This window comes from Anaerotruncus sp. DFI.9.16, from assembly GCF_024461615.1.
GTDB lineage: Bacteria > Bacillota > Clostridia > Oscillospirales > Ruminococcaceae > Anaerotruncus > Anaerotruncus massiliensis.
The window spans coordinates 1-11,595 of sequence record NZ_JANFZX010000073.1; the positions used below are offsets into that span (position 1 = coordinate 1).

General features: G+C 67.0%; 13 protein-coding genes and 1 pseudogene. 11 read left to right on the forward strand and 3 right to left on the reverse strand.

The features are described 5' to 3' along the window. The first annotated feature begins 70 nt into the window (after window positions 1–70). Window positions 71–787 carry an alpha/beta fold hydrolase gene (locus NE609_RS15655; RefSeq protein WP_256153051.1) on the forward strand — a complete coding sequence of 239 codons (717 nt, stop codon included), beginning with the start codon at window positions 71–73 and terminating at the stop codon, window positions 785–787. A 63-nt stretch (window positions 788–850) separates the two neighbouring features. On the opposite strand, the gene NE609_RS15660 is transcribed toward NE609_RS15655, so the two are convergent. Continuing rightward, the gene (locus NE609_RS15660) at window positions 851–1,666 is read right to left on the reverse strand and encodes a MerR family transcriptional regulator (RefSeq protein ID WP_101552977.1); all 816 of its coding nucleotides are present in this window, start codon (window positions 1,664–1,666) and stop codon (window positions 851–853) included. Window positions 1,667–1,878: 212 nt separating this feature from the next. Next, window positions 1,879–2,448 carry a class I SAM-dependent methyltransferase gene (locus NE609_RS15665; protein ID WP_121586677.1) on the reverse strand — a complete coding sequence of 190 codons (570 nt, stop codon included), beginning with the start codon at window positions 2,446–2,448 and terminating at the stop codon, window positions 1,879–1,881. An 80-nt stretch (window positions 2,449–2,528) separates the two neighbouring features. On the opposite strand from NE609_RS15665, the gene NE609_RS15670 reads away from it, so the two are divergent. Beyond that, a complete protein-coding gene (locus NE609_RS15670) occupies window positions 2,529–2,858 on the forward strand; it encodes an MGMT family protein (protein ID WP_101552982.1) in 330 nt (109 codons plus the stop codon). Here NE609_RS15670 and NE609_RS15675 read toward each other — a convergent pair. Beyond that, the gene (locus tag NE609_RS15675; RefSeq protein WP_101552984.1) at window positions 2,836–3,495 is read right to left on the reverse strand and encodes an HD domain-containing protein; all 660 of its coding nucleotides are present in this window, start codon (window positions 3,493–3,495) and stop codon (window positions 2,836–2,838) included. The genes NE609_RS15670 and NE609_RS15675 overlap by 23 nt on opposite strands. A gap of 108 nt (window positions 3,496–3,603) precedes the next feature. Between NE609_RS15675 and NE609_RS15680 the strand changes: the two genes are divergently transcribed. The 9 genes and pseudogenes from NE609_RS15680 to NE609_RS15720 all read left to right on the forward strand — a co-directional run bounded on the left by NE609_RS15680 (window position 3,604) and on the right by NE609_RS15720 (window position 11,345). Next, a complete protein-coding gene (locus NE609_RS15680; RefSeq protein ID WP_172439297.1) occupies window positions 3,604–3,768 on the forward strand; it encodes a hypothetical protein in 165 nt (54 codons plus the stop codon). 77 nt (window positions 3,769–3,845) lie between these two features. Further along, window positions 3,846–4,315 (forward strand): annotated as a pseudogene (locus NE609_RS15685) (GNAT family N-acetyltransferase). Between the two features lie 37 nt (window positions 4,316–4,352). Beyond that, a complete protein-coding gene (locus tag NE609_RS15690; protein WP_256153053.1) occupies window positions 4,353–5,390 on the forward strand; it encodes a low specificity L-threonine aldolase in 1,038 nt (345 codons plus the stop codon). Then, window positions 5,387–6,331, forward strand: coding sequence for a DMT family transporter (locus tag NE609_RS15695; protein ID WP_256153054.1), 945 nt, complete (start codon window positions 5,387–5,389; stop codon window positions 6,329–6,331). The genes NE609_RS15690 and NE609_RS15695 overlap by 4 nt, the downstream gene beginning before the upstream one ends. Before the next feature lie 5 nt (window positions 6,332–6,336). Further along, a complete protein-coding gene (locus tag NE609_RS15700; protein WP_256153055.1) occupies window positions 6,337–7,932 on the forward strand; it encodes an amidohydrolase family protein in 1,596 nt (531 codons plus the stop codon). Next, window positions 7,929–8,600: a pentapeptide repeat-containing protein gene (locus tag NE609_RS15705; RefSeq protein WP_256153056.1), complete on the forward strand. Its 672-nt coding sequence runs from the start codon at window positions 7,929–7,931 to the stop codon at window positions 8,598–8,600. Before NE609_RS15700 ends, NE609_RS15705 begins: the two co-directional genes overlap by 4 nt. A gap of 33 nt (window positions 8,601–8,633) precedes the next feature. After that, window positions 8,634–9,725, forward strand: a complete 1,092-nt coding sequence (locus NE609_RS15710; protein ID WP_121586670.1) for an ABC transporter ATP-binding protein — start codon at window positions 8,634–8,636, stop codon at window positions 9,723–9,725. After that, entirely contained in the window at window positions 9,709–10,569 is an 861-nt protein-coding gene (locus NE609_RS15715; protein WP_101552999.1) for an ABC transporter permease, read from the forward strand. The genes NE609_RS15710 and NE609_RS15715 overlap by 17 nt, the downstream gene beginning before the upstream one ends. Continuing rightward, entirely contained in the window at window positions 10,566–11,345 is a 780-nt protein-coding gene (locus NE609_RS15720) for an ABC transporter permease (protein ID WP_101553001.1), read from the forward strand. Before NE609_RS15715 ends, NE609_RS15720 begins: the two co-directional genes overlap by 4 nt. Window positions 11,346–11,595: the final 250 nt, after the last annotated feature.

The window sequence follows — 11,595 nt, forward strand, 5'->3', positions numbered from 1 at the left end:
CCCGCGGGGCGCCGAACAGGAAAAAGGCCGCCCCTTTGGGCGGCCGCCGGTGTAAAAGGAGGGAATCGGAATGGGAACGCCCGAACGGTTCGAGGCGGTCATGGCGGACGGCGCGCGGATCGTCTGCCGGATTTTCGGCGGCGGGGAGCGCGCACTGCTGCTCCTGCACGGCAACGGTGAGGACCACACCTGCTTTCAAAAGCAGTTCGCGGCCTTTTCCGAGCGCTTTCGGGTGATCGCGATGGACAGCCGCGGACACGGGGAGTCGTCCGCCGGCAGCGGCGTGACGATCGCGAAGATCGCGGAGGACGCGGCGGCGGTGCTCGGCGCGCTGGGTATTGAACGCGCGTCGGTCGTGGGGTTCAGCGACGGCGCGAACGCCGCCCTCGGCCTCGCGCTCTCCCACCCCGGCATGGTGGAAAAGCTGGCGCTCGCGGGCGCGAACCTCTTCCCGGCGGGGGTGAAGCCCCGGTTCCAGCTCCCCGCCGAGCTGGAATACCGCGCGCTGCGCCTCTGCGGGAGGTTCAGCGAGCGGCTGCGCCGCCGCGCGGAGATCGTCGGCCTCATGGTTGAGGAGCCCCGCTATACCCCCAGGATGCTCGGCGCGATTACCGTGCCCACGCTGGTGCTCGCGGGCGACCGCGACCTCATCAGGCCGGCGCACACGGCGCTCATCGCCGCGTCGCTCCCCCATGCAAAGCTCGTGACGATCCCCCGCTCCGACCACTGGATCTTCGATCGCCAGCCGGTACGGGTCAACCGGGAGATTTTGGCCTTCCTCGGATAAAAAAGCGCCCCGGCAAAGCCGGGGCGCTTTCGCATGTCCTCGCGGACTATGTTTCCTCGCGGATTACTTTTCCACCGGGAAGCAGATCTCCGTCACCCAGTTTTCGGGGTTGGGGTCCATGGCGGGGCTCACATGGTAGATATTGAACATCGGGCCGCTGATCCGCCAGCCGCCCGCGTCGATCCATTCGCCGATCGCGGCGCAGGCGTCGGAGACGCTGGCGTAGCTGCCGCGGATGACGCAGGAGGCGACCTTCACGGCCGGGACCTCCTTAAAGCGGACGTGCTCGGTGTCGTGATAGCTGCCGGTGACCGCCGTGCGGATTTCCACGTCGACGTCCGACTCCTTGAACCCCTCGTCGAAGAAGACGGCGATGGCGTAGGCCGGGGAGGCCATCTGGACATGCTGGCCGGCCGTTTCGCCGTAGAGCCGCTGCCAGAGGTCGCCCTCGCGGTCGTAGGAGGGCATCGTGTCGCGCAGGCTCATAACCTGCATGGCGGGGATTTCCTTGAGGGTTACATCGTACTTCATACTGTTATCGTCCTTTCCCAATCGTTCGATGGTGTTTTCGAGGATCGCGAGCCGGGCGCCGAGGTCCCGCGATTCCTCCCGCATCTGGGAGAGGCGTACCGCCAGGTAGCGGCGAAGGCTTTCCGCATTGTCGTACTGCGCGAGGATCTCCCGGATCGTCGCCAGCCCGAACCCCATCGACTTGAGGGCTTGGATCTTACCCGCCGCCTCCAGCTGCCTTGCGCTGTAGTAGCGGTAGCCGGTGAAGGAATCCACCGTCTCGGGGGCCAGCAGACCGATCTCATCGTAGTGGCGCAGCATCTTGATGCTGATCATCGTCAGCTTGGAAAATTCGCCGATCTTGAACATGTTACGTCCTCCCGTCTGTTTTTGAGCTCACCGTCAGCTTACACCATCCCACAGTGGGAGAGTCAATAGGGAAAAACAAAATTTTTTCAAGCCGCCCCGCGTCCCCACTCCCGCGACCACCGTTAAAAGGCGGCGGCCGGCCGGGATCAAACGTTTTGAAGGGTGGCGGGGAACTTTTCCAAAAGTTCCCCGCCTTACAAAAGTTCCCCTCCTCACGCATCCTTTATGAGAAAGACGGGCAGGGGCGGGTCGTTGGGGCGGTTGCAGAAGTCGGCGACGACCACCGTAAAGGCGCGGTGATCGATCGTGCGCAGGTAGGCGAGCAGGGCGTCCCGCTCGGCGTAGCCGGTATCCCGGCCGTAATAGATGATGAGGCTCATGACCCCGCGCGGCTTCAAGAGCGTAAGCCCCGCTTCGATGGCGGCGATGCTGCTTTCGGCGCGGGTGTTGACGCTGTGGTCGCCGCCGGGCAGCCAGCCGAAGTTGAAGACGATGCAGTCGACCGACCCCGGCGCGGCGTAACGGGCCATATTGGCGTGGCTGTCCAGGACGACGCGCGCAAAACCGGAGCACCCGCGTTCCCCGATGAGGGCGCGGGTGCTTTCCACCGCCTCGGGCTGGATGTCGAAGGCGAGCACCTTCCCCGTCTCCCCGACGAGGGAGGCGAGAAAGACGGTGTCGTTGCCGCGCCCGGCGGTCGCGTCGATGCAGAAGGCGCCCGGCCTCACATGGGATTCGATGAACTGGTGCGCCACCTGAAGGGCGCCGAACGGTCTTGACATGGGAAACTCCCTTTCTATGTAGTTGCAGGATTCGGGAAAAGGCATTACAATAAAAAAAGAACCGAGGGGAGGGAACATATATGCGCTTCGACGAGCTGGTCTACGCCGTCGTACGGCAGATCCCGCGCGGCCGGGTGGCCTCCTACGGGCAGGTCGCGCTGCTCTGCGGCAACCCGCGCGCCTCCCGCGCGGTGGGCTGGGCGCTGCGCCGCAACCCCGCCCCGGGGGAGGAGATCCCCTGCCACCGGGTCGTGAACCGCGAAGGACGGCTCGCGCCCGCCTTCGCGTTCGGCGGGCCGGACGCCCAGCGGAGTCTGCTCGAGGCGGAGGGCGTCGCGGTGGACGACGAGGGCTTTGTGGATATGGAACGGTACGCGTGGTACGGGCCTACAGAACCACCTGGTCGTTGATGACGAGCCCGAACCGCAGGCCGAGCCGCTCGGCCGCCTTGCGGCAGAGGAGCATGCGCTGGAGGAAGATCTCAAAGTAGTCCATTACCGCGGCGCTCGCGGTGTCGATGCGGATGCGCAGCGTGATCATGGACTTGTCGGGGGAGATCTCGGTGGAGGCCTCCTCGACGGCGTAGTTGACCCGGTCGTGGATGTCAAAGGTGGCCATGTCGCGGTTGCGCACGCGGGAACGGCGCACGTCGGTCTTGTCGGCCAGGATGAGCGCGGCGGCCACCGCGTCGACCGCGACGGCGGTGCCCTCGTCGTGGTTGCCGATGGCGCTGATGATCGTGGCGGTGTCCTCCGCGTCCGCGCCCAGCTTGTCGAGGATGCGGAAGGCCATGACCGCGCCGCTCTGGGCGTGGTCGGCGCGGTTGATGACGTTGCCGATGTCGTGCAGGTAGCCCGCGATCTGCGCGAGCTCCGCCGTGCGCTCGGGATAGCCGAGCGTCAGCAGGATCTCCCGCGCCTTCCTGGCCACCTTGGTCACATGCGCGAAGCTGTGTTCGGTATAGCCCAGCACTCGCAGCGCGTCGTCCGCCTTGCGTATGTAGGTCTTGATGGATTCGTTATGGGCGATCTGGTCGAATGTTACCATGGTTACGTCCTTTCGTTTTTTGTTTCATGGAATCATTCTATCCCGAATGCGGGGCAAATACAATTGCGGCGGCGCGGATTTTATAAAAATTTTACAGGAGGGCAAAAGATGGGACCGACCTGTTACACGGTGACCCGCATCGACGGGGATTACGCGGTCATGGTGACCGACGAAGGGATCGAAAACACGGTGGCGATGGCGCTGCTTCCGCCCGAGACGGACGAGGGCGTGCGGCTCGTATGGGAGAATTTCACCTACCGGGCGGCCGAATGAAGGTGATCGCGCGGACGCCGCGCCTGCTCCTGCGGGAGCTTTCGGAGGAGGACCTCGGCTCGCTCGGCGGGACGCTGATGGACGCCGAGGCGATGGCGGCGCTCGGCGGGGCGATGGACCGGGAGCAGGCGCTGACCTGGCTGCGCCGCCAGATCGGCCGGTACCGGACGGGGGAGCCCGCCTGCTGGGCCGTCGAGGAGCGGGAGACGGAGGCGCTGGCGGGGCTGGCGGGGCTGGCGGGCTTCGCCCGGATGCCCACCCCGCTCGGGGAGCTGCCCGAGCTCGGCTACATCCTGCGCGCCGACCGGCGGGGACGCGGCTACGCGTCCGAGGCGGGTCGCTGGAATACGGGTTCGGGACGCTCGGGCTGCCCCGCGCCTGCGCGGTGATCCGCGTGGGGAATGCCGCGTCGGAGCGGGTGGCCCGTCGGCTCGGGATGCGGTATGTCCGGGAGATGGAATTCCGGGGGGCGCCGCATGGGCTCTGGCTCGTTTCCCGGGAAGATTTGTCCGGCAGAGGTTGTTTTTCGCGGGAAACCGTACTATAATGGTAGAGATTCAATTCAGGAGAGGAAGAGACGGGACATGTACAGCTTTAAAAACGATTACAGCGAGGGCGCGCACCCCCGCATCATGCAGGCGCTGCTCGACACCAACCTCGAGCAGACGGACGGCTACGGCACCGACCCGCACTGCGAACGCGCGCGGGCGCTCATCCGGGAGAAGATCGCCTGCCCGGAGGCGGACGTGCATTTCCTCGTGGGGGGCACCCAGGCCAACCTGACGGTCGTGGCGGCGGCGCTGCGCCCCTACCAGGCGGTGGTCGCGGCGCACACGGGGCATGTGTGCGTGCATGAGACGGGCGCGATCGAAGCGACCGGCCACAAGGTGGTGTCGATGCCCTCACCCGACGGCAGGCTCACCCCCGCCATGGTGGAGGAGGCGTGCGGCCTCCACACCGACGAGCACATGGTCCAGCCGAAGATGGTCTACATCTCCGATTCGACCGAGGTGGGCACCCTCTACCGGAAGGCGGAGCTCGAGGCGCTGCACGATACCTGCCGGGCGCTGGGGCTCTACCTCTTCCTCGACGGGGCGCGGCTTTCGGCGGCGCTCACCGCAGAGACGAACGACCTCTCCCTGCCCGACCTCGCGCGGCTGTGCGACGTCTTCTACCTCGGCGGGACCAAGTGCGGGGCGCTCTTCGGCGAGGCGGTCGTCATCGTGAACGACGCGCTGAAGCCCGATTTCCGCTACCTCATCAAGCAGCGGGGCGGCATGCTCGCCAAGGGGCGGCTGCTCGGCATCCAGTTTGAAAGCCTCTTCGAGGACGGCCTCTACCTCGAGCTCGGCGCGCGCGCCAACCGGCTGGGGATGCGGATGAAGCGGGCGATATCCGAGTCGGGCTTTTCCTTCGCGAGCGACTCGTACACCAACCAGCAGTTCGCCGTCCTGCCCGACGCGCTGGTGGAAGCGCTCGGCGGGCACTACAAGTTTGAACGAAACGGCAAACCGGACGCCGGGCACACCGTCGTGCGGTTCGTGACCTCGTGGGCGACCGACGAGACGGCGGTCGAGCGGTTCGCCGCCGACCTGCGGCGGCTGGCGAGCGGGGCGGAATGACCGCACAGCCGAAGGGCCGCCTGCAAAGCGCCGGGGCGGTCGTGCCGCTCGCGGTGCTCGCCACCTTCCTGTGGGGCACGGCGTTCCCCTGCGTCAAGCTGGGGTACCGCCTCTTTGCGATCGAAAGCGGCGGGACCGCCTCCCAGATGCTCTTCGCGGGGACGCGGTTTTTGCTGGCGGGGGCGCTGACCCTCGCGTTCGGCGCCGCGGCGGGCCGGCGCGCACCGCTGCCCGCGCGGAGGAATTACGGCGGCGTCCTGCTGCTCGGGCTCGTGCAGACGACGGCGCAGTACGTCTTCTTCTATGTCGGCCTCGCCAACACGACGGGCAGCCGCGGCTCGATCATCGACGCGTCCGCCGCCTTCATCGGCGTCATCCTCGCCCACTTTTTCTGCCGGGGGGACCGCATGACCCGCCGCAAGGCCCTCGGCTGCGCGGCCGGGTTCGCCGGGGTGGTCGTGCTCAACCTCGGCGGCGGGCTGGACGGGGCGTTCGCCTTTATCGGCGAGGGGTTCATGCTGCTGGCCGCCACCTCCTCCGCGCTCGGCGCGGTGGTGAGCGCGCGCGTCGCGCCCGGCAACGACCCGATGGCGGTCACCGGCTGGCAGCTGCTGGCCGGCGGCGGCGTGCTCTTCCTCATCGGCGCGCTCGGCGGCGGGCGCATCCGCCCCACCGGCGGCGCGGCCTGGCTCCTGCTTTTCTATCTGGCGGCGCTCTCGGCGGTGGCCTTCACCATCTGGACGCTGCTGCTCAAATACCATCCGGTGGCGCGGGTGAGCATCTTCAACTCCCTCATCCCCGTCTTCGGCACCCTCTGTTCGGGGCTCTTCCTGGGCGAGGAGATCTGGCATGTCCGGAACCTCGCGGCGCTGCTGCTCGTCTGCGCGGGCATCTGCATCGTGAACGGCGCGCCCGGCCCCGCATCCTCTGTGAAAGCGTGAAAGCCATGTTCGACCTGCTCATCAAAAACGGAACCGTCGTCGACGGCAGCGGCGCGCCCGCCTTCCCGGCGGACGTGGCGGTGTCGGGCGGCGTGATATCGGCGGTGGCGCCGGGGATTTCCGCCCCGGCCGCGCGCACGGTCGACGCGTCGGGGCGGCTCGTCACCCCCGGCTTCATCGACATCCACCGGCACGCCGACCTGAACCTCTTTACCGAAGGCTTCGGCGCGCCCGAGCTGCGGCAGGGGCTCACGACGATCGTCAACGGCAACTGCGGGCTGTCGGCCGTGCCCTGCCCCGCCGCGCGGCGGGAGGAGATTCTGCATTTCCTTTCGCCGGTCGTGGGGGACGCGGACGGCGCGCCCCGCTTCGGGGGCTTCGCGGAATACATGGCGCTGGCGGAGCGGGCGCCGCTCCCGCTGAACGTCGGCATGTGCGTCGGCAACGGAACGGTGCGCGCCGCCGTGCGCGGCTACGGGGAGGGGCCGCTCTCCCCCGGCGAGCTCGCGGCCGCGCGGGACCTCCTGCGCGGCGCGCTTTCGGACGGCGCGCTCGGCGTGACGCTGGGCGTCGTCTACGCGCCGGAATACAACTACGACGCGGACGGCTTTACCGAGGTGCTCTCCCCGATGCGGGAATATCCCGTGCCGCTCGTCGCCCACGTCCGCGGGGAGGGGGACCTCCTCCACGAGTCGCTGCGCGAGGTCATCGGGATCGCGCGGCGGCTGGGGACGCCGCTGCACGTCAGCCACCTCAAGTGCATCGGCAGGCGTAACTGGGGGCGCGGGGCGAAGCGCGCGCTGGAGATCCTCGAGGAGGCGCGCGCCCGCGGGCTGCGGGCGGACTGCGACGTCTACCCCTACACCGCCGGGTCGACCCAGCTCCTCCAGATCCTCCCGCCCCACTTTCTTGAGGGGGGCGCGCCCGGCATCATCCGCCGCCTGCGGGAGCCCGCGCGCCGGGAGGAGCTGCGGGGGATTTTCGCGGGCCCGTCCGACCGATTTGAAAACCTCGTCTACCTGGTCGGGTGGGAGAACATCCGCTGCACCTCGATGCGCCGTCCCGAAAACCAGCCGTTCATCGGCAAATCGGTGGCGGAGATCGCCCGGAGGAGGGGGCAGGACCCCTGCGACTGCGCATGCGACCTGCTGGCCGCCGAAGAGTGCGACGTCGCGATGATCGACTTCATCACCTCGGAGGAGGACGTCCGCACGATCCTGCGCTCTCCCATGAGCTCGGTGATCTCCGATTCGGTCTACCCCTCGCGGGGGGTGCCCCATCCACGGCTCTACGGCGCCTTTCCCAAGGTGCTGATCGACTATGTGCGGGAGAGCCCGCTGCTGACGCTCGAGGAGGCGGTCCACAAGATGACCGCCAAGCCCGCCGGGGTCTACCGCCTCGGGAGCAAGGGCCTGCTGCTGGCGGGCTTTGACGCGGACATCAACGTCTTCTCCCTTGAAAACCTGAAAAACCCCGCCAGCTATGAGCACCCCGCGCAGTACGCGTCCGGCTTCGACTATGTGTTTGTGAACGGCCGGGCCGCCGTCGACCACGACGAGCTGACCCGCGCGCCCGCGGGCAGACTGCTGAGGCGGGCATGAGGGCGGCGCGGGAACAGCGGCCGCCGGCCCTGCCGGCGGAGCCGAAGCTGGAGCGGGAGCTTTCGGAGGGCCTGCTCGAGGAGGAACCGGGAAGGTACGCCTCGGGGGAGGCAGACGCGGTGAGCGGGCTTTTCTTCCGCGGCGTTTTTCCGGGGCTCGACTTCGAGGAGGCGAGCTTCGAGGGCTGCGTCTTCGAGGGGACGCGGCTGACCGGGGCGGACCTCTCCAAAACGGGGCTCACCGACCTGGTTTTCCGGCGGTGCGACCTCTCGAACGTCAGCTTTTCAAAGGCAGCGCTCACGCGGGTGCGGTTCGACGGCTGCAAGCTCGTGGGCGCGGACTTCTCCGAGGGGGTGCTGCGGGACGTGCGCTTTTCCCGGTGCAGCCTGCGGTACGCGCAGTTTTTCCAGGCGGGGCTGCGCACGGTGCGGTTTGAGGGGTGCGACCTCTCGGGCGCGGCGATGCAGGAGCTGAAGCTGCGGGACCTCACCCTTTCGGAATGTAAGCTCGCCGGGGCCGAGCTCTTCCACACGAAGCTCGCGGGGGTGGACTTCACCACCTGCGAGACGGACGGGCTCGTCGTCGCGGCGGAGGACCTGCGGGGCGGCGTCTTTACCGCCGCGCAGGCGGTGGGGCTGGCAAGGCTGCTCGGCATCATCATCAAATAGCGATATCTGCGGATACCATACAGGAGGAACAGCATGGAGGACGTACTATTATCATTACAGGAGATCTGCAAGGCGTTTGGGGAGACCGAGGCGCTCGCGGGGGTCAGCCTCGATGTGCGCGAGGGGGAATTCCTGACGCTGCTCGGGCCCTCCGGCTGCGGCAAGACCACCACCCTGCGGATCATCGCGGGGCTGGAAAGTCCCGACAGCGGCCGCGTGCTGCTGCGGGGGGAGGACATGACCGGCTGGGAACCCAACCGCCGCCCGGTCAACACGGTGTTCCAGAGCTACGCGCTCTTCCCGCACATGAACGTGGCGAAAAACATCGGCTACGGCCTGCGGCTCAAAAAGACGCCCAAGGAGGAGATCCGCCGCCGGGTGGACGAGATGCTCGGCCTCGTGCAGCTTCCCGGCTTCGGCGGGCGGATGCCCAACCAGCTTTCGGGCGGGCAGCGGCAGCGGGTGGCGATCGCGCGCGCGATCGTGAACGACCCGGCGGTGCTGCTGCTCGACGAGCCGCTCGGCGCGCTCGATTTGCAGCTGCGCCGCCAGATGCAGACCGAGCTCAAATCGCTGCAAAAGGATCTGGGCATCACCTTCATCTACATCACCCACGACCAGGAGGAGGCCCTCAACATGAGCGACCGGATCGGCATCATGAACGAGGGGCGCATCCTCCAGCTCGGCAAACCGGACGAGATCTACGAGCGGCCCCAGACGCGGTTCGCCGCCGAGTTCATCGGGCAGAGCAACATCTTCACCGCCGAGGTCGCGGGGCGGGAGCCGGACGGCACGCTGACGCTGCTCTACGCGGGCGGCGTCGTCAAGGCGTGCGGCGAGGGGACGCCGGGCGAAAGGGTGACCCTTTCGGTGCGCACCGAGCGCATCCGGTTCGGCGAGGAATGCCGCTACGGGTTCGCGCTCACCGGCATTGTCCGGGCGCACAGTTATACCGGAGGCATGCTGCGCACGACCCTCGGGCTTTCCGACGGGCAGGAGCTGATCGTGAGCGGCATGGGCGGCGGAGGCGACCGCGCCGAGGTCGGCGAGACGGTGCACATCTACTGGAAGCCCGCCTGTGCCGCCATCGTGGAAAGGGGCGACCAGCATGAAGCGCGCGCGTAAGGGGCGCGGCTTTCCCGCCGCAGGCGTCCCGTTCCTCCTGTGGACGGCGTTTTTCGTCGCCATCCCGCTCATCTATATCCTCTGCATGAGCTTCATGAAGCGCGCGGCCACCTGGGGGGTCGTCGCCGAGTTTTCGCTCGGCAGCTATGCCAAGATGCTCTCCCCCGCCTACCTGCGCGTCTTCGGGGAAAGCCTCTGGCTGTCGGTGCTCACCACCGGCTTTACGCTGCTGCTCGGCTATCCGTTCGCCTATTTCACGGCGCAGCTCTCCCCCAAGCGGCGCTCCCTCGCGCTGCTGCTCGTCATCGTGCCCTTCTGGACCAACTCGCTCGTGCGCATCTACGGGTGGATGATCCTCCTGCGCAGCCAGGGCGTCGTCAACGCCCTGCTCATCGCGCTCGGCGTCATTGACACGCCGCTTAAACTCCTGTATAATTTTGGGGCCGTGCTGGTCGGCATGGTGTATGCCCTGCTGCCCTTCATGATTCTGTCCGTCTACAACTCGATCTCCAAGCTCGACCCGTCGCTCACCGAAGCGGCGCGCGATTTGGGCGCGGGCAAGTGGCGCGCCTTCTGGAGCGTCACCGTGCCGATGACCCGGGCGGGCATCATGGCCGGGTGCGTGCTCGTCTTCATCCCGTCGGTCGGGCTCTTCTTCATCTCCGACCTGCTCGGCGGCGCAAAGACGATGCTGCTTGGCAACCTCATCAAAAACGAACTGCTCACCGCCCGCAACTGGCCGATGGGCGCGGCGCTTTCGGTTGTCATGATGGCCGCCACCCTGCTGGTGATCGGCCTCTACCAGAAGCTGTCGGGTGAAAAGAGTCTGGAGGGGATCGTATGAGGCGGCGGTCCAAAATCCCCGAAATCTATGTGACGCTCCTGCTCATTCTCATGTACCTGCCGATCCTGGTCGTCGTGGTCTACTCCTTCAACGACACCAAGCTCTTCAGCTGGGAGGGGTTCACCTTCTCCTGGTACCAAAAGCTGCTCCACAACCGGAATATCATCACGGCCTTCTTCAACAGCCTCGAGCTCGCGGCGCTCAGCAGCCTGTCCGCCTCGGTGCTCGGCACCGTCGGCGCGGTGGGCATCGCGGGCAGGCATTTCCGCGGCCGCGGCGCGCTCGAAAATCTTTCCCTCATCCCCATCATGGTCCCCGAGATCATCCTCGGCATGGCGTACCTCGCGTTTTTCTCCTTCCTGCGCCTGCCCTTCGGCATGCTGACGCTCGTGCTCGCGCACACCACCTTCTGCGTGCCGTACATCTTCATCAACGTCAAGGCGCGGCTCGCCGGGCTCGACCCCGCCATCGGAGAGGCCGCCCGCGACCTCGGCGCGTCCGCGCCGCGCGCCTTCTTTGACATCACCCTGCCGCTCATCGCGCCCTCCATCCTGTCGGGCGCGCTGCTCGCCTTTGCCATGAGCATGGACGACGTGGTCATCAGCTTTTTTGCCACCGGCGCGCAGACGAGCACCCTTCCCCTCCAGATCTATTCCATGCTCAAGATGGGCGTCACCCCTGAGATCAACGCCCTGTGCACCCTCATGCTCGGCGCCGTGTTCCTGATCGTCGCCGTCGGGAGGCTTGTTTCCGCCCGGCGGCAGAGGCGCGCCTAGGTTTGCCGCTCGCCCTTAGGTGTGCCGCTCAGTGAGCGGCGGAGCTTGTCGGTGGCCGACCGACGGCCGTATTAGGCTTGCCGCTCAGTGAGCGGCGCAGTTTGTCGGTAGTCGACCGACGGCGGTTTTAGATTTGCCGCTCATGAAGCGGCGCAGTTTGTCGGTAGTCGACCGACAGCGAGTTCCTTTCTTGCGTGCCCAAGAAAGGAACCAAAGAAGGGCACGAGGGGCTTCGCCCCTGCGACCCCCG

What these genes read in the sequence shown, in the direction of transcription:
- NE609_RS15705 (WP_256153056.1), top strand. Translation starts at nt 7,929, where the DNA reads ATGAGGGCGGCGCGGGAACAGCGGCCGCCGGCCCTGCCGGCGGAGCCG.
- NE609_RS15660 (WP_101552977.1), bottom strand. Translation starts at nt 1,666, where the DNA reads ATGTTCAAGATCGGCGAATTTTCCAAGCTGACGATGATCAGCATCAAG.
- NE609_RS15690 (WP_256153053.1), top strand. Translation starts at nt 4,353, where the DNA reads ATGTACAGCTTTAAAAACGATTACAGCGAGGGCGCGCACCCCCGCATC.
- NE609_RS15665 (WP_121586677.1), bottom strand. Translation starts at nt 2,448, where the DNA reads ATGTCAAGACCGTTCGGCGCCCTTCAGGTGGCGCACCAGTTCATCGAA.
- NE609_RS15710 (WP_121586670.1), top strand. Translation starts at nt 8,634, where the DNA reads ATGGAGGACGTACTATTATCATTACAGGAGATCTGCAAGGCGTTTGGG.
- NE609_RS15695 (WP_256153054.1), top strand. Translation starts at nt 5,387, where the DNA reads ATGACCGCACAGCCGAAGGGCCGCCTGCAAAGCGCCGGGGCGGTCGTG.
- NE609_RS15655 (WP_256153051.1), top strand. Translation starts at nt 71, where the DNA reads ATGGGAACGCCCGAACGGTTCGAGGCGGTCATGGCGGACGGCGCGCGG.
- NE609_RS15680 (WP_172439297.1), top strand. Translation starts at nt 3,604, where the DNA reads ATGGGACCGACCTGTTACACGGTGACCCGCATCGACGGGGATTACGCG.
- NE609_RS15720 (WP_101553001.1), top strand. Translation starts at nt 10,566, where the DNA reads ATGAGGCGGCGGTCCAAAATCCCCGAAATCTATGTGACGCTCCTGCTC.
- NE609_RS15700 (WP_256153055.1), top strand. Translation starts at nt 6,337, where the DNA reads ATGTTCGACCTGCTCATCAAAAACGGAACCGTCGTCGACGGCAGCGGC.
- NE609_RS15670 (WP_101552982.1), top strand. Translation starts at nt 2,529, where the DNA reads ATGCGCTTCGACGAGCTGGTCTACGCCGTCGTACGGCAGATCCCGCGC.
- NE609_RS15675 (WP_101552984.1), bottom strand. Translation starts at nt 3,495, where the DNA reads ATGGTAACATTCGACCAGATCGCCCATAACGAATCCATCAAGACCTAC.
- NE609_RS15715 (WP_101552999.1), top strand. Translation starts at nt 9,709, where the DNA reads ATGAAGCGCGCGCGTAAGGGGCGCGGCTTTCCCGCCGCAGGCGTCCCG.